The organism is Rhodococcus sp. JCM 9793 (assembly GCF_055380405.1).
Window position 1 is genome coordinate 2,045,638 of sequence record NZ_AP043721.1, and the last position, 19,984, is coordinate 2,065,621.

Here is a 19,984-nt window from a genome sequence, read left to right on the forward strand (position 1 = left end):
CGGCTGCTTCGAAAGGAACACTGTGACTGAGATCAAGAGCCTCGGATACGTTCGAGTCCAGGCGACGGACATGACGCGCTGGCGTGAGCTCGGATTCGAGGTGCTCGGGTTCGCCCCCGGCTCCGGGCCGGAGGACGACGCACTGCACTTCCGCATGGACGAGCGCCTGGCCCGTATCACCGTCGAGCCCGGCGACACCGACCGTGTCACCGCGGTCGGCTGGGAGGTCCGCGACGGTACTGCGTTGCGAGCACTTGCCGATCGCCTCGATTCTGCGGGATGCGACTACGCACCCATGCCGTTCGAGATGTGCGAGCGGCGCAGAGTCGAGGGCGGGCTCACGATGACGGACCCCGGCGGCACGCCGCTCGAGTTCTTCTTCGGCCCCGCACTCGACCACAGCCCCGTCGTCACGCGCTACGGACAGAAGTTCGTGACCGGGGCACAAGGACTCGGACATGTGGTCATGCCGACCAGCGCATTCGACGAGTCGTTCCGCTTCTACACCGAAGTACTGGAGTTTCTCCCGCGCGGTGCATTCAGGCTGCCGACGCCCCCCGATGTGGATCCCTTGCGAATCCGATTCCTCGGCGTCAACCAGCGTCATCACAGCCTTGCGATCATGCCGAGCCCCGAGGATCGTGGTCCCGGGTTGATCCACGTCATGGTGGAGGTCGACTCCCTCGACGCAGTGGGCAGGGCACTCGACCAGGTTCAGGCGCGGGACTTTCCGGTGTCCTCGACACTGGGCCGGCACACCAACGACAAGATGGTCTCGTTCTACGTCGGAGTCCCGGGCGGCTGGGACATCGAATACGGCACCGAGGGAAAGCTCGTCGACGAGACGTACTACACGGCGGAAGAGATCACCGCGGACAGCTATTGGGGCCACGAATGGTTGTGGGCCAAGCAGATGAAGGACGCAACAGCATGACTCCGCCGACAGATTCAGGGCCGACCGATTCGGGACCGGGGGCCCGCCCCGACAAGGATGTGAACACCGTGGACACGCACACACGTGATGTCGATGCGGTCGTGATCGGTGCCGGCATCTCCGGTCTGTACGCGGTGTACAAGCTTCGCGCACGCGGAATGAGTGTGCACGGCTTCGAATCTGCGGCAGGAGTCGGTGGTACGTGGTTCCACAACCGCTACCCGGGTGCGCGCTGTGACGTCGAGAGCATCGACTACTCGTACTCGTTCGACGAAGACCTTCAGCAGGAGTGGACGTGGTCGGAGCGGTTCGCGACCCAAGAGGAAATCCTGGCGTACCTCGAGCATGTGGCAGATCGGCACGACCTGCGCAGCGCCTTCGAATTCCTCACCCGCGTCGTCTCCACCGTGTACGACGAGGATTCCGGACTCTGGACGGTCACGACGGACACCGGGAGATCGGTGACCGCGAGGTTCTGCATCATGGCCACCGGCGTGTTGTCGGCGACGAATCGCCCCGACATCCCGGGCCGTGATTCGTTCACCGGCGAGTCGTATCACACAGGCGAATGGCCGCACGATCCCGTCGACTTCGCAGGCAAGCGCGTCGGCGTCATCGGAACGGGATCGTCGGGTATCCAGTCGATTCCGGTGATTGCACAGGAAGCCGAGCAGGTCGTCGTCTTCCAGCGCAGCCCCAACTATTCGATCCCCGCGGGGAATCGCCCGCTGAGCGACGAGCAGATCGCCGAGGTGAAGGCGACGTACCCGGAGCGGCGACGTCTCGCGCGACTGAGCGGTGGCGGCACCCCGTTCACCCCGTACCCGAAGGGGGCGATGGAGGTCGACGAGGCGGAGCGCCGCCGGGTGTACGACGAATGGTGGCAGCGCGGTGGCTACCTGTTCGCCAAGGCTTTTCCGGACCAGACCGCAAGCATCGAGGCGAACGACAGCGCACGCGAGTACGTCGAATCGAAGATCCGCGACATGGTGAACGATCCAAAGATCGCGGACCAGCTGATTCCCACCGACCACCCCATCGGGACGAAGCGGATCGTCACGGACGACGGCTATTTCGAGGCGTTCAACCGGGACAACGTGGCGCTGGTGAACCTTCGCAGGACACCGATCGCGGAGATCACCGCAGACGGTGTCCGTACCAGCGACAGTCACTACCCGCTCGACATGCTCATCTTCGCCACCGGCTTCGACGCGATGACCGGCGCCTTGTCGCGGATCGACATCCGTGGGCGCAATGGCCGAACCCTGCGCGAGGAGTGGGCCGCGGGACCACGCACATACCTGGGACTAGCGTCCCACGGTTTTCCGAACATGTTCTTCATGGTCGGTGCGGGCAGCCCGAGCGTGCTGGCGAACATGGTGCTGATGGCGGAACAGCAGGTGGACTGGATCTCCGACTGTCTCGATCACCTCGACGAACACAACGCCCGCTCGATCGAGGCCGGCGAACAGGCCGTCGACGAGTGGGGTGCCGAATGCAACGAGAAGGCAGCGGGCACCTTGTTCCCGTCCGCCAACTCCTGGTACATGGGCGCAAACATCCCCGGCAAACCACGGGTCTTCATGCCGTACATCGGGGGCTTCGCGAACTACGGCAACATCTGTGCAGAGGTCGCCGCAGCCGGCTACAAGGGGTTCGACATAGTGGGGGTCGAGGGTGCCTGAGATGACCGCCTCACCTTCGGTGGTCGGATCCCGAGTCGCCGACGACCGTGAATCACAACTGCACGCAGCGATCGACATCTGCGATCCTGCGCCGCTGCTCATGTCTCTGGTGCACGTCACAGGCGACACCGGATTGCTCGACGAGTTCGGGTCGCGCCTGACGATCGGCGAACCCGGCAACCACTACCGAACCGGTACCCGGCCGACCACCCCTCCGGGGCAGTACCCGGACGACGTGGTCGCCGATATCCGGGCACGTGCGCACGAACTGCTCACTCCAGAAATGGACGATCGACTCGGGGTTCCCGATCCGGAGTTGTTCGGCCGCATGGCGCACGTGGCGACGTCCGAGCGCGTCGACGGGGAATTCGTGCCGATCCTGCGCGAACAGGCAGGATTCGTGATCAGCGAACGCCGGGTGCCCGTCACCGCGACACCGCCCGCCGACTTCTCCGTCATCATCATCGGTGCGGGGATCGTCGGGATCAACGCCGCGATCAAGCTGCAGGACGCAGGGTTCCGCTACAAGGTATTCGAGACGCGCCACGAGATCGGCGGAACATGGTCCCGCAACACCTATCCGGGTGCCGCGGTCGATACACCGAGTCATTACTACTCGTACTCCTTCGAGCTGAATCCAGGTTGGTCGAAGTACTACCCGTCGGGTACGGAGTATCAGAAGTACTTGAAGGGAGTCGTCGACACCTACGGGATCGCGGAGAACATTTCGTTGAGCACCCGGGTGCTGTCCGCACACTGGATCGACGACGAACACGTGTGGGAGGTGACCGTCGAATCCACCGACGGGACTCGAGAGGTGCACCGTGCGAGCGCGGTGGTGACCGCCCTCGGCATGCTCAACTCACCGAATATTCCGGATGTCGAGGGAATGGACTCGTTCGCCGGTACCGTCGTCCACACCGCGGAGTGGAACGAAGACCTCGATCTGACCGGCAAACGGGTCGTCGTGCTCGGTACCGGTTGCACCTCCGTCCAGGTGGTGGCCAGCATCGTCGATCGGGTGAAGTCGCTCGACGTCGTGGTCCGGTCGCCGCACTGGATCGTTCCGGAGAAGAGCGTCGTGAACGATGTTCCCGAGGGCGAGAAGTGGGCGCTCGCTCATATCCCGCGGTATCACGAGTGGTTCCGGTTGCGGTCGTACTGGTTCGCGTCCGACAATCTGTACGCTATGCCGCGGATCGATCCTGAATGGGCACGGACGCACTTCTCGGCGTCGCCTGCCAACGAGATGGTGCTCGAGACAGCGCTGAACCATCTCCGGTCGAGCTTCGCCGACCGACCGGATCTCGTGGAGAAGCTGACACCGGATTTCAGGCCGTACAGCAAACGAATCGTCAAGGACCCCGGATTCTTCCGCGCCCTCACCCGTGAGCACGTGGCCCTGCACCGGGCCTCCTTTCAGCGGGTGACACCCGACGGTGTTGTCACCACCGAGGGCGAGTTCATACCCGCCGACGTCATCATCCTGGCAACAGGTTTTGCGCTCGAGTTCACCACGTCGATCGATATTGCAGGACGGGACGGACGCACGCTCGCCGGCCAGTGGAACGACGGCAACGACCCCCGTGCCTATCTGGGTATCCAGGTGTCCGGCTTTCCGAATCTCTTCGTCACTGCCGGACCGAACTCGGCGCCGAACCACGGTGCAGGACACAATATTCTGAGCGAAGAGCACGTCCACTACATCATCGAATGCCTGCAGTACCTCGTGGAGAACGGGCACGACGCACTGGATGTGCGGCAGGACGTGCTCGACGAATACAATCGCAAGGTCGACGAAGCCCTGGACAAGACGGTATGGGTACATCCCGGCGCCGAGATCAACGGTTACTACCGGAACAGCGAAGGACGTGCTGTCGTGCCGTGCCCCTGGCGTCTGGTCGACTACTGGACACTGCTGCGGGAGCCGAATCCGAAGGACTTCGACTTCATCGACCCGGCCACACCGAGTGACGAGAGAAACGGAGATGCCTCGAAATGACGATGCAGCCTCTGACGTGCGAGGAATGTGGGATCGGCGTCCTCGTCGAGAAGTTCAGCCCCGCACACACGTCGATCCAATGGGAATCGGACACGTCGTGGTGTCCGTTGATGCCGGAGGAGTTGTCGCTCGGTGACCATCGTCGAGAATGCGCCGCACTGCGCAGCACCATCGACCGTGCGGTGGCGTCTCACGAACTGGGCGAGACCTGTATCGAGTTGCCTGCCGGCCCGGATCTGCCGCGGCTGCACTGACGAATAGTGCTGCCGGACGGTGGAATTCAGCGTTGTGAAAGGGTACTGTGGGCGTTTATGTGATAACGGGGTCCGCGTCGGGTATGGGTCGCGCTGTGACGGAGCAACTCCGGGAAGCCGGGCACACCGTCATCGGCGTCGATATCGAGGACGCCGACGTCGTCGCCGATCTGTCGACAGTTCAGGGTAGAACACAGGCGGTACGAGCGGTTCTCGAGTCGGCGGGCGGTCGGCTGGACGGTGCTGTGCTCGCGGCCGGCCTCGGTCCCACCCCTGGCCCGGATCGTCCGCGGCTGATTGCCGAAGTCAACTATTTCGGCGTCGTCGATCTCCTGGAAGGGTGGCGAGATGCGCTCGCAGCAGCGGGTGATGCGAAGGTCGTCGTATTCTCCAGCAACTCGACCACGACAACGCCGGCTGTGCCTCGTCGCACGATCAACGCATTCCTCGCTGGCGACGCGGACCGGGCTGTGAAGTCGGTTCGTCTGTTCGGGAAGGTTGCTCCGTCGATCATCTACGCGGGCTCGAAGATCGCGGTCAGCAGGTGGGTACGTCGCACTGCTGTTCGGCCGGAATGGGCGGGTTCCGACATCCGGCTCAACGCTCTCGCACCGGGGGCGATCATGACCCCGCTGCTCGAGAAGCAACTGGCCACTCCCTCCGAGGCGAAGGCCGTCCGCTCGTTCCCGGTTCCCGTCGGAGGTTTCGGTGACGCAGAAAAACTCGGTGCGTGGGTGGTGTTCATGCTGTCGGACAACGCGGACTTCCTCTGCGGAAGTGTGATTTTCGTCGACGGCGGTTCCGATGCGTACTTCCGCGCCGGTGACTGGCCGCGCTCCGTCCCGGTCCGCCGGATCGTGCCCTATCTCTATCGGTTCATGAAGTTCGGTCGTTGACCAAGATATGTCGATCGAGACGGTAGGCGCATCCTCCGGGTTCCTTCGAATGCCGTTCGGCATGAAGGAACCCGGAGGATGCGTGCTGTCCGTGACCGCTATGCGCTGTCGGATGGTTCGAGGACGAAGATCGGAATCGTGCGTCCTGCCTTCTGCTGGTACTCGTCGTAAGGAGGGAAGGCTGCGGCAGCGCGCGCCCACCACAGGCGGCGTTCTTCTCCTGTCGCCTCGCGCGCCACGTAGGTTCCGACACGGTCCCTGTCGCGGAGCTCGACGCGGGGGTTCGCAGCGAGATTGAAGTACCACGCCGGGTGGGTCGGTAGGCCTCCCTGGGATGCGACGACGGCGTACACGCCGTCATGCTCGACACGCATCAACGGAGTCTTCCTCAGCTTGCCGGACTTCCTCCCGACCGACGTCAGGATGACGACGGGTTTTCCTTGGAATTCGTTCGCCTCAGCGCCGTTGCTCGCCTCGTATGCTGCTACGTGGCCGTTGATCCAGTCGCTCGGACTCGGCTCGTACACACCTGTGATGGACACGGATTTCCTCCCGGTACGACGGTATTCGTTCCTGGACGGTAGGCGGCAGGAATAGCAGTCGGGCCAATGCATCCCGTTCACCGGGTGCTTCGTTCATCGGAATTGCGGAAGAACGAGTTCGATTCGTCCGGTCAGGCTCGACGAGATCCGGCGCACAGTAGCGCTCCTGCGAGAACCACAGCGACAGTGAGAAATGCCGATACGTACAGGACGAGACCATTCCAGCCGTGCATGGCGAAGAACAGTCCACCGAGTCCGCCCAGGACCGAGCTACCGAGGTAGTACGCAAGAAGGTAGAGGGCCGATGCGCCGGATCGGTTTCGTACGGGCCGTGCACTTACCCAGCCGCTTGCGATCGAGTGCGCTGCGAAGAACCCGACGGTGCAGAGTGCGACGCCGATGAGTACGGAAACCAGTGAGTCGGAGACGGTGACCGGGAGTCCCGCGCCCATGATGAAGATCGATACCAGCAGAACTCGGCCGCGACCGAAACGGTCGCCGCATCGTCCGGCGAGAACGGAAGACGCTGTGCCTCCCAGGTACAGCAAGAAGACCAGCGCGACAAGGGAAGGTGGCAGGGAGAAGGGCGCGGACAGCAACCGGTAGCCGAGAAAGTTGTAGATCGTGATGAAGGAACCCATCAACAGGAACCCGACGGCGAACAGGGCGAGAAGTGTGCGGTCGCGGAGATGCATTCGCAACTGGCGAAGCTGCAGGCGAAACGCGATGCGATGCGGCGTGAAGTTGACGGAGGGCGGAATCTTCCAGGCGAACACCGCGGCAAAGACGGCGGCCACGACTGTAACGGCCTGAAAAGCCCAGGTCCAGGTGGTGATGTCCAGGGAGAGTGTGGGCATGAGTCGGCCGGTGAGTCCACCGAACGAGGTCCCCGCTACGTACACGCCCATTGCTCTGCCCACCGAGCGCCCATCGATCTCCTCGGCCAGATACGCCATCGCCACAGCAGGTACTCCGGCGCACAGCACCCCCTGCAGGGCTCTGCCGGCAAGTAGTACCTCGAACGACGGACTCCACGGCAGTAGCAGTCCCACGATGGTGGCCGCGACGGCGGAGACGATCATGACGCGAACGCGACCGAAACGCTCCGACAAGGCACTCGCCGGCACGATCGCCAGTGCCAGCAACGCGGTGGTAGCAGACACGGTCAGTGCGGAAACTGCCGGAGACACCGAATACTCCGCGGACAGTACGGGTAGCAAACCTTGCGTGTAGTACAAGGTCATGAACGTCGCCATCCCGGCGGCGAAGAGCGCTGCTGTGGCCTCCCGGTAACCTCGGCTGCCGGCGGGGTGGCCGTATTCGGGGCCGGCTGTGGTGTCCGTGGAGGTCACAGTCCGGGCATGCCCAGTACGACGATATCGCCGAGAAGGCCGTTGTGCAGTTTGGTGCGGTGGCTGAGTCGCCAACCTGCAGGAGTTCGGATCCACGAATCGTGATAGTCGCCCAATGTCCTGAAGTATCGACCCTCGAGTGCACCGGTTCCGAGGTGCATATCGGCCACATAAGCTCGGCTCGTGGCAGTGTCACCGGAAACGTCGATCAGTACGTTCCCGATCATGTGCTGTGTCGGACCGCAGTCGTCGAGATGCGCGCGGAGCAGCGCGACGATCTCTACCGCCGAAGACAGCGGGCCGGTACCGAAATCGCCGGTCGCATCAGGGATCATCAATTCTTCGATGAGGACCCAGTTCCGTTCGTCCATGGCTCGCGCGATGCCGACGATGCTGCGGTAGACCTCGCGCTCGTCGTCACTGTTCGTGTACATAGCACTCCTCAGAATAGGTGTGGGCATCATCGGTATGTGGATCGTGAATGAGGTTCGGCCGGCGTGCACAACGAATTGCAAGCTTCCTTGCAACGGGGCCTGCACCGCCACGAACGCAGAGCCTCCCGTTGAACGGGAGGGCGTGCGTATGCGGTGCGCAACGGGTGCCTAGCATACCGCATGAACGAAAATACCTGGAGCAGAGATGAACTCGAGAAGGCATACCAGAATTGGCACGCTACGGTGAATCGCGCCGGATCGGGTGAAGGAAGCTGGCGCGACTTCCTCGAACTGTTCACCGACGACGTCGTCTATCACGAGCAGATGGCGGGCGTACTCGAAGGGAAGGAAGGCATCTGGGGATGGGCCGAACCCAGTCTGGACCAGTTTCCGGGCTCACATACCGTCGCGTTTCCTGAGCACTTCCACATCATCGACGAAACGAACGGCACCATCGTCGCCAAACTCGACAACGTCATGAGCGACCCGGGCGACGGGTCGGAGTGGGGAGCACCCCACGTGAGCATCCTGACCTACGCCGGCGAGGGCAAGTTCTCGAGGCAGGAGGACGTCTACGACGTCACCAGCTTCCTCGACCTGATCAAGAACTGGGGGCGACGCGCCATGGAGCTGGGCACCTTCGATTCGACTCAACGCGGCTGGTTCGCTCAGGTCTACCCCGAGACGGTCCCGCAATCCGTTCCCGACTGATATGAGAGATGCCGAGAGGACGCGTGTCTGCTTCGCCGGGATTCCGCACCGGATTGCTGTTCCACTGAGCGGGCTCAGACGCTGCGGGCGGCACGTTACTGGATCAGGCTGTCAACAGTAGCCTTTCGGAGAGTCGAGGAAACGCATGAGTGGAGTGTTGGCAGGGAGAACTGCGCTGGTGACCGGCAGCAGCCGGGGCATCGGTCGTGCCATCGCGCAGCGCCTGGCATCGGAGGGCGCTACCGTCGTGGTCACTGCGCGCGGCACCGCACCCTCGGTGTCCATTCGCGAGGGGAAAGCCACGACGGTCCCCGGTTCGCTCGAGGAAACCGTCGAGCTGATCGAGGCAGCGGGCGGGAAGGCGCTGACCATTCCCGCAGATCTGGAGGACGCCGAGGCGCTGGACACACTCGTCGACCGTGTGGTCGAGGAGGCCGGAGGCATCGACATTCTCGTCAACAACGCCGGTTTCGCAGACTACGCGTCGATCGAGAAGATGAGCCCTGCGACGTTCGATCGCACGATGGCGCACTATCTTCGTGTTCCGTTCCTGTTGTCGCAAGCGGCGATTCCGCATATGCGTAAGCGGGGAGGCGGCTGGATCGTCAATATCGGCTCCTCGACGGGCTTGAGCCCGATCCGGCCCTTCCGTGACTACAACAAGACTTCGGGTGACGTGATCTACGCGTCGGCCAAGGCGGCGCTGCACCGCTTCACCCAGGGTTTGGCGGCAGAGGTGGTCGACGACAACATTGCTGTCAACGTGGTCGGGCCTTCCACCGCCATCATGACGCCGGGAGCAGCCGCGTTGCTGCCCGAGGGTTACGACACGGAACCGGTCGAGTACCTCGTCGAGACGGTACTGGCCATGTGCACACTGCCGGCCGAGGAGCGCACTGGGCATGTGGCGTTCAGTCTGCACTTTCCGTGGCACGAGAAGCTGGAAGTCAAGAGCCTCGACGGGCGCGAGACGCTGCCGCCTCTCGAGCCCCCGTCGTGGGCTAATCCCAACATCGCGCCGTCCGGACTGTAGCGGCCGAGTACGCGTCCACCATCCACTGAGTGAAAGGAGGCCGGCGCCCGACTTTCCTCATCGGGAATGTCCGCGCCGCACCAGGATGACCGACACGACAACGCAGGAGATCACACTCGCCGCCGCAGAGCGTGCCCTCGCGATCCACGAGATCGAGAAGGTGTTCGCCGCCCGGCTGCGGATCATGGACACCAAGCAATGGGACCTGTACGGCAGCGTGCATACCGAGGACGTCGTGAGCGACACATTCGGCGCCAGAGCCGGTGACGATGCGTCACAGCGCCCAGGGTCTGTCGTCGGGCAGGAGGCGCTGACGAAGGCGATCGTGCGAGTCCTCGACGGAGCGGTCTCGGTGACCAGCGTTCATCACGGACACACTCCCGAGATCACTTTGACGTCGGACACCACCGCGACCGGCGTGTGGGCCATGGAGGACATGCTCTGGTGGTCCCACGGGTCCGGCGAGGAACATTTGCACGGGTACGGCCACTACCACGAGAAATATCGCAAGGTCGACGGTCGGTGGTTGATCGCGTACCGCAACCTGACTCGCTTGCGAGTGGACCAGACGCCTGGATTCTTCGATTACACCAAGTGATTCCCCGATTGAGTTCGGGGCAGCATTCACCACGACAGGAGAGCACATCATGCAGATTTCACTCGCGGCGGGAGATGTCGCAGCACTTGTCGGGGCGTGGTGGTACCACTACGACGAATGGGATACCGATTCGCTGCGCGCACTGATGACCGACGACATCGCGTTCCGATGTGCCAGCGACACCGGAGCCACGGACTACGAGGACTTCATTCGAGTCGACCTACGCGGTGCCGACGCAGTGATGGCGTGGAAGGACGACCACCGCCGAAACAGTCCGTATCCGTTGCGACACAACGGGACGAACGTTTTCCTCACCGAGAACCGGAACGAGGAGGCATCGTTCACGTCGTACCTCTTCGTCACCAAGATCGTCGACGGAAAGCCCCACAACGTCTCGAGCGGTATCGTTCGCGGCACTGTCCGTGCCGTGGACGGACGTCTCGCGTTCAGCAGTGTTGAAGTCGTGCTGGACACACAGGAGTCCGTCCGCTTCGCCGACCACCCGGGTCATACTGCAACCGTGGCCTGACCGAGTTCAGCATCGATCCATCCGACCGGGGCGTTTCACGCGTCCCGGTCCCGCCATGAAATGGACGACCGAAGATGCCACTTTCGCCGGAGGCCCAGCAGATCGTCGACGCGTCGGCTCGGCGCATGGGCAGACCGATGTACGAGATACCTGTGCCGGAGTTGCGCGCAGTGCTGGCAGCCGGCGCGATCCCGGCGACCACGCCGATCCACCACAGTGAAGACCTCCTCGTGCCGTCCGCTGCCGGCGGGGTACCGATACGGATCTACCGACCCTCCGACGACGAAGGTCTACCGGTGGTGCAGTGGATGCACAGCGGGGGGTTCGCCGTCGGAGGTCTCGACCAGAACGAGGAGTACCTCCGCAGGCTCAGCAACGCTGCCGGCGTCATCGTCGTCTCCGTCGACTACCGATTGGCGCCGGAACATCGATATCCCGCGGCGCTCGACGACTGCCGCGCGGTATGGGAGTGGATGATGACGGTCCCCGATGCCCTTGCGTCGGCGGACGTCCGTCGCGCGGTCCTGGCAGGGGAAAGCGCGGGCGGCACCCTGACTTTCGCACTCGCCCAACAGTGTCGGGACAGGGGCCTGCTTGTGCCGGCCGCGCAGATCAGCATGTACGGCACCGCGACGATGCAGGTCACCAATCCCGAATTCGAGACCGTTCTCCTGTCACCTGCCGACTGTCACCGGTTCTGGGATCTGCACGTGCCCGATTCTGCCCAGCGCGACTCACCGTACGTCAACCCGGCTGCTGCGGCCGATCTGAGCGGACTGCCCCCGGCGTTCGTCGTCACCGCCGAGATCGACCCCACGCGAGACGGCACCGAGGAATACGCGCGGAAACTGCAGGCTTCCGGTGTCGAGGTGGAACTGCGCCGCTACGACGGCATGATGCACGGCTTCGCGACGATGACCACTGCCCTGCCACCGGCACGGCAGCTGTTCGAACACCTCGTCGCGTACTTGAACCGTATTCCGGCATCCGACCCTGCCGCGGATCGCCGATGAGTCGAAGAGGAGAGAAAGACATGTCCACAGCGCAGCAGAGGTTTTCCACCGGAACCGCATTGGTGACCGGCGGAGCAGCAGGGATCGGAGAGGGCTTCGTACGCCACCTGGCCGTACTCGGTATGGCGGTCGTAGTGGCCGATATCGACGAGCAGAAAGCGGTCGAGGTCGCCGACGCGGTCATCCGGGAAGGGGGAGCCGCCGAAGCGTATCGGATCGACGTCACCGACGCCGATGCGGTGGATGAGATGGCCCGGTATGTCTTCGACCGGTACAGCAGCGTCGAACTCCTGGTGAACAACGCGGGTGTCGAGAATGCAGGTCTGTTGTGGGAGGTGAGCATCGACCGGTGGCGCAAGGTCATGGACATCAACGTCGACGGGGTCTTCCACTGTCTTCGGTCGTTCGTACCGCGGATGATCGAGACCGGTACACCTGCGTGCATTGCGAATCTGTCGTCGGTCGGTGGTCTCAACAGTGTGGCGGTCCAAGCTCCCTACATCGTCAGCAAGCATGCTGTGCTGGCGTTGACGGAGTGTCTGCATCAAGAATTGTCCCTGGTGAACGCACCGATTCAGGTGTCGGCCGTCCTTCCGCATTCCATTCGCAGTCAGATCTTCCTGGCTGCCGAACGGGATGCACCCACCCAGAACGAGACTGCCAATGCGGTCTTTGCCGCAATGCAACGTGCCAACGTCGAATCGGGTCTCGACCCCGTCGTTGCTGCCGAACACATGACCGAAGCCGTCGCACGCGGCGACTTCTGGGTGTTCTCCAACGACGAAGTGTGCACACAGATGGCGGCTACCCGCGGCCGGCAACTGCTCGAGCTGGCACCGCCGGCGGACCCTCGTGTGATGCTGAACAGAATGGGCGTGTCCACTCCGGTGTGAACCGTTCGATATCGGCTGACCGCTGAACGGGCGGTGGGCTGTTCCCTTGGACGTCAATGCGATTGGCTCAGAAGAGTGTGCAATGCCTGGGCCGCAGGCCGGGGGCGCTACAGCACGATCTCGATCCCGACCGGAAGGAAATCCATGACCTCCACATTCACCCCGAGTGGACCCGCCCGAGACTCGATCACCCCCGAGGCTCTTCGGTCGGCTATCGCCGTTGCGGATCCGGGTGCACTGTTGATGTCCATGGTGCATGTCTCCGGCGACCTGACGTTGCTCGACGAGTTCGAGGAACAGGTTGCACAGGCCAAAAGTGCACAGGCTGGGGGCGGGACTGCGACGCAGACACACTACGGTGCGCAGAGCGGCGCCGTAGCAACTCCACCCGGCCAGTTCCCCGCCGATGTCGCCGCCGCCATCCGTGAGCGGGCAGCGGAGGTGCTCACGTCCGAATTGTCTGTGCAATTGGACCTGCCCGAACCCGAGTTGTTCCGCCGGATGGCCTCGTTGTGCACCGTCGGCACAGTGGACGACGAATTCGTGCCGCTTCTGCTCGAGCAGGCAGGGTTCCAAAAGGCACAACGGCGAATTCCGGTGACGAGAACACCCGCGCCGGATTTCGACGTGATCGTGATCGGTGCGGGCATGGTCGGGCTCAACGCGGCGATCAAGCTGGGAGAGGCGGGTTTTCGCTACACGGTGTTCGAGGAGCGGGATGAGCTGGGAGGGACGTGGTCGCGCAATACGTATCCCGGTGCGGCGGTAGATACCCCGAGTCACTACTACTCGTATTCCTTCGAACTCAATCCCGACTGGACGCGTTACTACCCGACGGGACCCGAATATCTCACCTACATGCAGGGTGTAGCCGAGAAGTACGACCTGTACCGGAACATCGAGTTCTCGACCTCGGTGATCTCCGCCGAATGGATCGAGGAAGAGCAGAAGTGGGTCGTGGAGACCCGGCGCCAGGACGGCAGTGTCGTTCCGTACACCGCGAGTGCCGTGGTCACGGCCCTGGGAATGCTCAACTCTCCCAACATTCCCGATATCGAAGGTATGGACACTTTCGAAGGACAGATCGTGCACACGGCGGAGTGGGCTTCGGATCTCGACTTGGTGGACAAGCGGGTCGTCGTGGTCGGCACGGGATGTACTGCGGTGCAGGTGGCTCCGAACATCATCGACGAGGTCGCCAGTCTTGATGCGCTCGTCCGCAGTCCTCATTGGATCGTGCCGGAGAAAGCTGTGGTCAACGACGTTCCCGAAGGTGAGCGGTGGGCGATGCGGCATCTGCCGTTCTTCCAGAACTGGTTCCGGCTCAACGCGTACTGGCTCGCGTCCGACAACCTGTACCCGGTTCCGCGAATCGATCCGGAGTGGGCCGCTACCCATCTTTCGGCCTCACCCGCGAGCGACCTGGTCATGCAGACGGCGTTGCAGTATCTCGAACGATCCTTCCCTGACCGCCCAGACCTTCGGAAGAAGTTGACGCCCGACTTCCGGCCCTACGCCAAGCGCATCGTCAAGGACCCGGGATTCTTTGCCACTCTGAACCGGGAGAACGCCACGCTGCATCGGGCAGCCCCCGCGCGGATCGATGCAGGGGGTGTCACGACAACGGAGGGCGTGTACATCGAGGCCGACGTCATCATCCTGGCCACCGGTTTCCATCTCGAGTTCACCACGTCCATCGACATCATCGGACGGAACGGTACGAAGCTCGCCGATCTGTGGAAGAACGGCGACGACCCACGGGCGTACCTCGGGATTCAGGTGTCCGGCTTTCCCAACCTCTTCGTCACGGCGGGCCCGAATGCGGCTCCCAACCACGGTGCAGGGCACAACATCACAAGCGAAGAACATGTGCACTACGTCGTGGAGTGCCTGCAGTACCTCGTCGAGCACGACTACGCGTCCATGGATGTCGATCCGGAGGTCCAGGCCGAGTACAACCGTGAGGTCGACGAGGCGCTGGACCGGACGGTCTGGGCGCACCCCGGTGCCGAGGTGAGCGGCTACTACCGAAACAGCGCGGGCCGCCCGGTCGGGCCGTGCCCGTGGCGCCTGGTCGACTATTGGACCATGCTGCGCGAGCCATCACCCGACCATTTCCAGTTCACACGGCATTCTGTCTAGCCGGCGGTTCGCCGAGCTTCTCGGGCGCCCACATGCCACCGCGGGTCGGCGCCCGACGCGTAGGCACGCCACGGTGACGTGGGTGTCGCCGTGAACACCGGAGACCACGGCCACGTGTGATATCCCGGTGGCCGGGATCACCCGTTCCTACGGTGAAGTGGCTCGCCTAGCGTCTCCTACCAGCATGTGACACTCAGGTACAAGGAGAACTCTCGATGGCGAAACGCGCCGTACCGCCCCTTACCCCCGCCCGTGACACGACCGTGGACCTGCTCGTGATCGGGGCGGGCACGGGCATGGCCGCGGCCCTCGCGGCGAACGAGCGCGGCCTCTCGTCGCTCATCGTCGAGAAGACGAAGTACGTGGGCGGCTCCACGGCACGGTCGGGTGGTGCATTCTGGATGCCCGCGAACCCCGTGCTGACGGAAGCCCGCACCGGCGACACCGTCGAGCGCGGCCGTACTTACGTGCGGTCGGTGGTCGACGGAACCGCGCCCGTCGAGCGTGGTGACGCGTTCGTGGACAACGGTGCCGAGACCGTCGCGATGCTGCAGCGCACCACGCCGATGAAGTTCTTCTGGGCGAAGGGCTACTCGGACTACCACCCGGAGCGCCCCGGTGGTGCCGCGGTCGGCCGCACCTGTGAGTGCCGTCCGTTCAACCTCTCCCAGCTGGGTGAAGAACGTGGCCGGCTGCGCCCAGGTCTGATGGACGCCGGACTCCCGATGCCCACCACAGGCGCCGACTACAAGTGGATGAACCTCATGGTGCGGACTCCCGTCAAGGGTTTCTCGCGGATCTTCCGTCGCCTCGCGCAGGGTGTGGCCGGACTCGCCGTCAAGCGTGAGTACGCTGCCGGTGGTCAGGCGATCGCAGCAGGCCTGTTCGCAGGCGTGCTGAACGCGAACATCCCGGTGTGGACGGAGACGTCGCTCGTCCGGCTCGTCAAGGACGGCGACCGGGTGACCGGTGCGGTTCTCGAGCAGAACGGCCGCGAGGTGACCGTGACCGCCCGCCGCGGTGTCGTGCTCGCCGCCGGTGGTTTCGATCACGACATGGAGTGGCGCCACAAGTTCCAGTCCGAGTCGCTCGCCGACGGTGAAAGCCTCGGAGCCGAAGGCAACACCGGTGATGCCATCAAGATCGGGCAGGAGATCGGTGCGGGCGTCGACCTGATGGATCAGGCCTGGTGGTTCCCCGCCGTCGCGCCGACCAAGGCAGGCAAGGCACCTCTGGTGATGCTCGCCGAGCGGTCGCTGCCGGGTTCGTTCATCGTCGACCAGACCGGGCGCCGCTTCACCAACGAGTCGTCCGATTACATGTCGTTCGGTCAGCTGATCCTCGAACGCGAGAAGTCCGGTGACCCGGTCGAGTCGATGTGGATCGTGTTCGACCAGAAGTACCGCAACAGCTACATGTTCGCGGCGGGACTGTTCCCGCGGCAGCCGATTCCGGGATCCTGGTACAAGGCCGGTATCGCGCACAGCGGTGCGTCGGCAACCGAACTCGCGGAATCGATGGGCGTGCCCGTCGATTCGTTCACCGACCAGTTCCGCCGGTTCAACGATGACGCCGCGGCCGGTACGGATTCGGAGTTCGCCCGCGGTGCAAGCGCATATGACCGGTACTACGGTGACCCGACCGTGGAGCCGAACCCGAACCTGCGCCCGCTCGACCATGGCCCGTACTTCGCGGTGAAGATGACGCTCAGCGATCTCGGCACTTGCGGTGGCCTGCGCGCGGATGAGCGTGGCCGGGTACTGAGTGAGGACGGCGCCGTCATCGACGGTCTGTACGCGATCGGCAACACCGCCGCCAACGCGTTCGGAAACCGTTACCCGGGTGCGGGTGCAACGATCGGCCAGGGACTCGTGTACGGCTACATCGCCGCTCACGACGCCGCAGACAAGAAGATCTCGGCTTCCTGACATGTCGAATACGGAGCGGGTCGCCATCGCGGACAGTCTGTTCGCGATGGCGGCCTGCCTCGACGACAAGGACTGGGTCGCGCTGGCCGCGTCGCTCACCGACGACACCCATTCGTACAGTGCTGTCGGTGTTGCGGACACCGTTGCGCGCGTTCGGTATTGCCTCGAGCGATGCGGTGCCACCCAGCATCTGATCGGCAACGTCCGGATCGAGCACGACGGTCACGACGCCGCGGTACGCAGCAGCTTCCGGGCGTTCCACGTCGGGATCGGCGACCTCGCCGGCGTCACCTACGAATGCATGGGCGACTACGACGACCGCTGGCGCCGCACCTCCGACGGATGGCGCCTGGCGGCGCGGACCGTTCGGATCCGCGCCGAAGTCGGCGACCGCGCCATCATCGGTCTTTGACATCCTCCCCGGCCTGAAGGCCGAGGATTCCTACCAGCGCCGGTGGCGCTCTCGGTGGGTTCCTGTTTCACTGGGGCTCGCTTCCCGCTAGGCGGGAAGACTCACAGCCCCTCCGCAGGCATTTAACCTCTCCGCCCGTCCGGCGGCGAGAATATTCTTCGCGGTATTGACATCCCGATCGTGCACGGCCCCGCACGGACACGACCATTCCCGCACCGACAACGGTTTCTTCCCGTCGATACGTCCACAGGTCGAGCACATCTGCGACGACGGGAACCACCGGTCGATCTTGTGGAACGTCCGCCCGTACCGGGCGGCATCTCCTCCAACATGCGGGTGAACATGCCCCACCCGGCATCGTGCACCGACTTCGTCAACCGTGTTCGCGCCAACCCGGTGACACACAGGTCCTCGACGAAGATCGCTTGGTTCTCGCGAATCAGTGTCGTGGAGTGCTGGTGCGCGCAGTCTCTGCGGGTGTCGGCGACCCTCGCGTGTGCTCGGGCGACCTTCCGGCGGGCCTTCGCCCGATTCTTGCTGCCTTTCTGCTTGCGGGACAGGTTTTGCTGCGCCGTCCTCAACCGTCGTTCGGCGCTGCGGAAGAACTTCGGGGATGCGATGATCGCCCCGTCCGAGCAGACCGCGAATGTGGACAACCCCAGATCGATACCGATCTCGGTGTCGAGTTCCGGCAGCGGCTCGTCGGTAGTGTCGACGACGAAACTCGCGAAGTACCGGCCCGCCGCGTCCATGATGATCGTCACCGACGACGGATCGGCGGGCAGCTCCCGCGACCACGCGACCTTTACCTCGCCGATCTTCGGCAGCCGCAGCTTCCGGCCTTCGGTGATCGCGAAACGCGCGTTGCGGGTGAACCGGATCGACTGCCGATGGTCCCGGCGGGACCGGAACCGGGGCGCACCGACCTTGCGGCCCCTGTGTGCCCCCGTGATCGAGGCGAAGAAGTTGCGGTAGGCGGTGTTCGTGTCCGCGAGTGCCTGCTGCAACACCACCGCCGACACGTCCGACAGCCAGGCACGCTCCGGTGTGGTCTTCGCCGCAGTCAACGCCTTCGACAGTTCCGCATCCGTCGGGTACGGCTGTACGTCCTTGCGTGCTGCATCCCGTGCCGCGACCGCGTCGTTGAATACCACCCGGGCACATCCGAACGCCCGGGCCAGCGTGTTCTGCTGGCCGGGCGTCGGATAGACGCGGTACCGGTATCGCAACTGCACCACGCCATCGTGTCATCGGGCTACGACAGATTTCGGTGATGCCACCATCGAACGGAGGGAGGCGATCATGCGGAACGTGTGCGTCGACGTCGAGTGCGAACTCGTCGAGTTCCACGGTGAGTCGAACCACGTGCACCTGCTGGTGAACCTCCCACCGACGGTTGCCGTGTCGAAAAGCTGGTGAACTCCCTCGAGGGCGTGTCGTCGCGCCGATTGCGGCAGAAGTTCCCTGAACTGGCGCGGCACTACTGGCGGGCACAGCGATTGTGGTCCGGGTCGTACTTCGCTGGTTCGGTCGGCGGTGCCCCGATCTCGGTGCTGCGGCAGTACATCGAGCAGCAGGATCGTCCCGCCTAGGGCACGCTCGGGCCTGGAGGCCCTCCCGCGTGCGCCTTCACCCCGCCGTGAACGGCGGAGCACTGGCGCACATTCTGGTAGCCGATCGGTCCGTCAGTACGGATCGAAGCGGATGTTCTCCATCGGGGTACCCGACTCGGTGAGACGCTGCACGGTCGTCTGCACCATCGCGCCCGGCCCGCACACCAGAACCTGGTGATCGCCGAATGCCCCATAGGACGTGACGATCTCGTCGAGGCTGCCTTCGAGGAGCTCGTCGGGGTCGGCGCCGATATCGCCGATGCGCGAGAGGATCCGCTGGTGCCACGGGTCGGGTACCGAGGGGTCTTCCACCGATTCGACGACGGGGACCACGGTGAGCCACGGCAACGCCTCGTCCAGCAACGTAAGCATGTCTGCCGCGTACAGATCGCGCGGTGTCCTGGCCCCGATGAACAGGAATGCGCGAGGGGGATTCTCGCGGCGTGCGGCGTCGAGGATGAGTGCGCGCATCGGCGCGAGGCCGGTGCCGGCGGCGACCATGATGGCGATGCGGCCGGTGTCGTCGAGGTGGAGATCGCCGCCGCGGGGTGAGGTGATGGTCCATACGTCGCCCGGTTGGGTGTCGGAGACGATGGCGCCGCTGACCCAGCCGCCGGGGACCGTGCGCACGTGGAATTCGAGCTTGCCGTCCATCGACGGTGGCAACGCGGGGGAGAGGCGTCGCGGCAGATTCGGGCGTTGGGGAACCGTCACGTCTACGTACTGACCCGCACGGAACGGAACGATGTCTTCGGTGCATTCGAGGCGGATGACAGCGAGGTCATGGCGGAGGCGGTGGTGCTCGACGACGGTCGCCGACACGGCGATCTCGGTCTCGGACGCTGGCGACGTGGCCGACTGCATGTAGGAATCCTCTTGGGTGGTGGGCGCGCGATGGTGCTGAGGGCTCGGTGCTGCCATGAACTCTAGGCGAGAATTCGGACATGTCACAGAATGGAACATGTTTCAGTTTTGGGCCCCGAGCAGTTATCGTGACGGTCAGCATGTGATGG

General features: G+C 63.9%; 19 protein-coding genes and 2 pseudogenes. 15 read left to right on the forward strand and 6 right to left on the reverse strand.

The features are described 5' to 3' along the window. The first annotated feature begins 22 nt into the window (after positions 1-22). The 5 genes from ACZ46K_RS11565 to ACZ46K_RS11585 are packed head-to-tail and all read left to right on the forward strand — an operon-like array spanning position 23 to position 5,771. Positions 23-934: a VOC family protein gene (locus ACZ46K_RS11565; RefSeq protein ID WP_054805226.1), complete on the forward strand. Its 912-nt coding sequence runs from the start codon at positions 23-25 to the stop codon at positions 932-934. After that, positions 931-2,619 (forward strand): flavin-containing monooxygenase, encoded by a 1,689-nt coding sequence (locus ACZ46K_RS11570; protein ID WP_464748331.1) that lies wholly within the window; start codon positions 931-933, stop codon positions 2,617-2,619. Before ACZ46K_RS11565 ends, ACZ46K_RS11570 begins: the two co-directional genes overlap by 4 nt. Before the next feature lies 1 nt (position 2,620). Further along, a complete protein-coding gene (locus tag ACZ46K_RS11575; protein ID WP_054805225.1) occupies positions 2,621-4,621 on the forward strand; it encodes an NAD(P)-binding domain-containing protein in 2,001 nt (666 codons plus the stop codon). Next, positions 4,618-4,875 (forward strand): hypothetical protein, encoded by a 258-nt coding sequence (locus tag ACZ46K_RS11580; RefSeq protein WP_464748333.1) that lies wholly within the window; start codon positions 4,618-4,620, stop codon positions 4,873-4,875. The genes ACZ46K_RS11575 and ACZ46K_RS11580 overlap by 4 nt, the downstream gene beginning before the upstream one ends. 47 nt (positions 4,876-4,922) lie before the next feature. Continuing rightward, entirely contained in the window at positions 4,923-5,771 is an 849-nt protein-coding gene (locus ACZ46K_RS11585) for an SDR family oxidoreductase (RefSeq protein ID WP_054805223.1), read from the forward strand. Positions 5,772-5,869: 98 nt separating this feature from the next. Here ACZ46K_RS11585 and ACZ46K_RS11590 read toward each other — a convergent pair whose 3' ends face one another. The 3 genes from ACZ46K_RS11590 to ACZ46K_RS11600 all read right to left on the reverse strand — a co-directional run bounded on the left by ACZ46K_RS11590 (position 5,870) and on the right by ACZ46K_RS11600 (position 8,099). Continuing rightward, on the reverse strand, positions 5,870-6,313 hold the full coding sequence (locus tag ACZ46K_RS11590) for a nitroreductase family deazaflavin-dependent oxidoreductase (protein WP_054805222.1): 444 nt from the start codon (positions 6,311-6,313) through the stop codon (positions 5,870-5,872). A 131-nt stretch (positions 6,314-6,444) separates the two neighbouring features. Beyond that, positions 6,445-7,665, reverse strand: coding sequence for an MFS transporter (locus ACZ46K_RS11595; RefSeq protein WP_464748335.1), 1,221 nt, complete (start codon positions 7,663-7,665; stop codon positions 6,445-6,447). Further along, positions 7,662-8,099: a nuclear transport factor 2 family protein gene (locus ACZ46K_RS11600; protein WP_464748337.1), complete on the reverse strand. Its 438-nt coding sequence runs from the start codon at positions 8,097-8,099 to the stop codon at positions 7,662-7,664. Before ACZ46K_RS11600 ends, ACZ46K_RS11595 begins: the two co-directional genes overlap by 4 nt. Positions 8,100-8,279: 180 nt before the next feature. On the opposite strand from ACZ46K_RS11600, the gene ACZ46K_RS11605 reads away from it, so the two are divergent. From ACZ46K_RS11605 to ACZ46K_RS11645, 9 genes are all read left to right on the forward strand, one after another. Further along, the gene (locus ACZ46K_RS11605) at positions 8,280-8,810 is read left to right on the forward strand and encodes a nuclear transport factor 2 family protein (RefSeq protein WP_054805221.1); all 531 of its coding nucleotides are present in this window, start codon (positions 8,280-8,282) and stop codon (positions 8,808-8,810) included. A gap of 145 nt (positions 8,811-8,955) precedes the next feature. Then, complete coding sequence (locus ACZ46K_RS11610) at positions 8,956-9,843, forward strand: SDR family NAD(P)-dependent oxidoreductase (protein ID WP_054809629.1); 888 nt, start codon at positions 8,956-8,958, stop codon at positions 9,841-9,843. A gap of 85 nt (positions 9,844-9,928) precedes the next feature. Beyond that, a complete protein-coding gene (locus ACZ46K_RS11615; RefSeq protein WP_054805220.1) occupies positions 9,929-10,441 on the forward strand; it encodes a nuclear transport factor 2 family protein in 513 nt (170 codons plus the stop codon). A 49-nt stretch (positions 10,442-10,490) separates the two neighbouring features. Next, positions 10,491-10,970, forward strand: coding sequence for a nuclear transport factor 2 family protein (locus tag ACZ46K_RS11620; protein WP_054805219.1), 480 nt, complete (start codon positions 10,491-10,493; stop codon positions 10,968-10,970). A 74-nt stretch (positions 10,971-11,044) separates the two neighbouring features. Further along, positions 11,045-11,983: an alpha/beta hydrolase gene (locus ACZ46K_RS11625; protein ID WP_464748339.1), complete on the forward strand. Its 939-nt coding sequence runs from the start codon at positions 11,045-11,047 to the stop codon at positions 11,981-11,983. A 20-nt stretch (positions 11,984-12,003) separates the two neighbouring features. Beyond that, positions 12,004-12,876 carry an SDR family NAD(P)-dependent oxidoreductase gene (locus ACZ46K_RS11630; protein ID WP_054805218.1) on the forward strand — a complete coding sequence of 291 codons (873 nt, stop codon included), beginning with the start codon at positions 12,004-12,006 and terminating at the stop codon, positions 12,874-12,876. Positions 12,877-13,020: 144 nt separating this feature from the next. Then, positions 13,021-15,018 (forward strand): flavin-containing monooxygenase, encoded by a 1,998-nt coding sequence (locus ACZ46K_RS11635; RefSeq protein ID WP_464748341.1) that lies wholly within the window; start codon positions 13,021-13,023, stop codon positions 15,016-15,018. 215 nt (positions 15,019-15,233) lie between these two features. Next, positions 15,234-16,946, forward strand: coding sequence for a 3-ketosteroid-delta-1-dehydrogenase (locus ACZ46K_RS11640; RefSeq protein ID WP_464748343.1), 1,713 nt, complete (start codon positions 15,234-15,236; stop codon positions 16,944-16,946). Between the two features lies 1 nt (position 16,947). Next, positions 16,948-17,358, forward strand: a complete 411-nt coding sequence (locus ACZ46K_RS11645; RefSeq protein ID WP_054805216.1) for a nuclear transport factor 2 family protein — start codon at positions 16,948-16,950, stop codon at positions 17,356-17,358. An 87-nt stretch (positions 17,359-17,445) separates the two neighbouring features. Here the strand turns inward: ACZ46K_RS11645 and ACZ46K_RS11650 are convergent, their stop codons facing one another. Together ACZ46K_RS11650 and ACZ46K_RS11655 are read right to left on the reverse strand one after the other, a co-directional pair. Beyond that, entirely contained in the window at positions 17,446-17,619 is a 174-nt protein-coding gene (locus ACZ46K_RS11650; protein ID WP_464748345.1) for a zinc ribbon domain-containing protein, read from the reverse strand. Between the two features lie 119 nt (positions 17,620-17,738). Further along, positions 17,739-18,596: pseudogene (locus ACZ46K_RS11655) on the reverse strand (RNA-guided endonuclease InsQ/TnpB family protein); the annotation flags it as partial. Positions 18,597-18,627: 31 nt separating this feature from the next. Here ACZ46K_RS11655 and tnpA point away from each other — a divergent pair. Next, positions 18,628-18,950 (forward strand): annotated as a pseudogene (gene tnpA, locus ACZ46K_RS11660) (IS200/IS605 family transposase); the annotation flags it as partial. A gap of 93 nt (positions 18,951-19,043) precedes the next feature. On the opposite strand, the gene ACZ46K_RS11665 reads toward tnpA, so the two are convergent. Further along, complete coding sequence (locus tag ACZ46K_RS11665; protein WP_054805230.1) at positions 19,044-19,835, reverse strand: FAD-binding oxidoreductase; 792 nt, start codon at positions 19,833-19,835, stop codon at positions 19,044-19,046. Positions 19,836-19,984: the final 149 nt, after the last annotated feature.

Bases quoted from the DNA above. Each gene is read 5' to 3' on its own strand.
- ACZ46K_RS11570 (WP_464748331.1), top strand. From the start codon at position 931: ATGACTCCGCCGACAGATTCAGGGCCGACCGATTCGGGACCGGGGGCC.
- ACZ46K_RS11575 (WP_054805225.1), top strand. From the start codon at position 2,621: ATGACCGCCTCACCTTCGGTGGTCGGATCCCGAGTCGCCGACGACCGT.
- ACZ46K_RS11580 (WP_464748333.1), top strand. From the start codon at position 4,618: ATGACGATGCAGCCTCTGACGTGCGAGGAATGTGGGATCGGCGTCCTC.
- ACZ46K_RS11600 (WP_464748337.1), bottom strand. From the start codon at position 8,099: ATGTACACGAACAGTGACGACGAGCGCGAGGTCTACCGCAGCATCGTC.
- ACZ46K_RS11605 (WP_054805221.1), top strand. From the start codon at position 8,280: ATGAACGAAAATACCTGGAGCAGAGATGAACTCGAGAAGGCATACCAG.
- ACZ46K_RS11610 (WP_054809629.1), top strand. From the start codon at position 8,956: ATGAGTGGAGTGTTGGCAGGGAGAACTGCGCTGGTGACCGGCAGCAGC.
- ACZ46K_RS11615 (WP_054805220.1), top strand. From the start codon at position 9,929: ATGACCGACACGACAACGCAGGAGATCACACTCGCCGCCGCAGAGCGT.
- ACZ46K_RS11620 (WP_054805219.1), top strand. From the start codon at position 10,491: ATGCAGATTTCACTCGCGGCGGGAGATGTCGCAGCACTTGTCGGGGCG.
- ACZ46K_RS11625 (WP_464748339.1), top strand. From the start codon at position 11,045: ATGCCACTTTCGCCGGAGGCCCAGCAGATCGTCGACGCGTCGGCTCGG.
- ACZ46K_RS11630 (WP_054805218.1), top strand. From the start codon at position 12,004: ATGTCCACAGCGCAGCAGAGGTTTTCCACCGGAACCGCATTGGTGACC.
- ACZ46K_RS11635 (WP_464748341.1), top strand. From the start codon at position 13,021: ATGACCTCCACATTCACCCCGAGTGGACCCGCCCGAGACTCGATCACC.
- ACZ46K_RS11640 (WP_464748343.1), top strand. From the start codon at position 15,234: ATGGCGAAACGCGCCGTACCGCCCCTTACCCCCGCCCGTGACACGACC.
- ACZ46K_RS11645 (WP_054805216.1), top strand. From the start codon at position 16,948: ATGTCGAATACGGAGCGGGTCGCCATCGCGGACAGTCTGTTCGCGATG.
- ACZ46K_RS11650 (WP_464748345.1), bottom strand. From the start codon at position 17,619: ATGTGCTCGACCTGTGGACGTATCGACGGGAAGAAACCGTTGTCGGTG.
- ACZ46K_RS11665 (WP_054805230.1), bottom strand. From the start codon at position 19,835: ATGCAGTCGGCCACGTCGCCAGCGTCCGAGACCGAGATCGCCGTGTCG.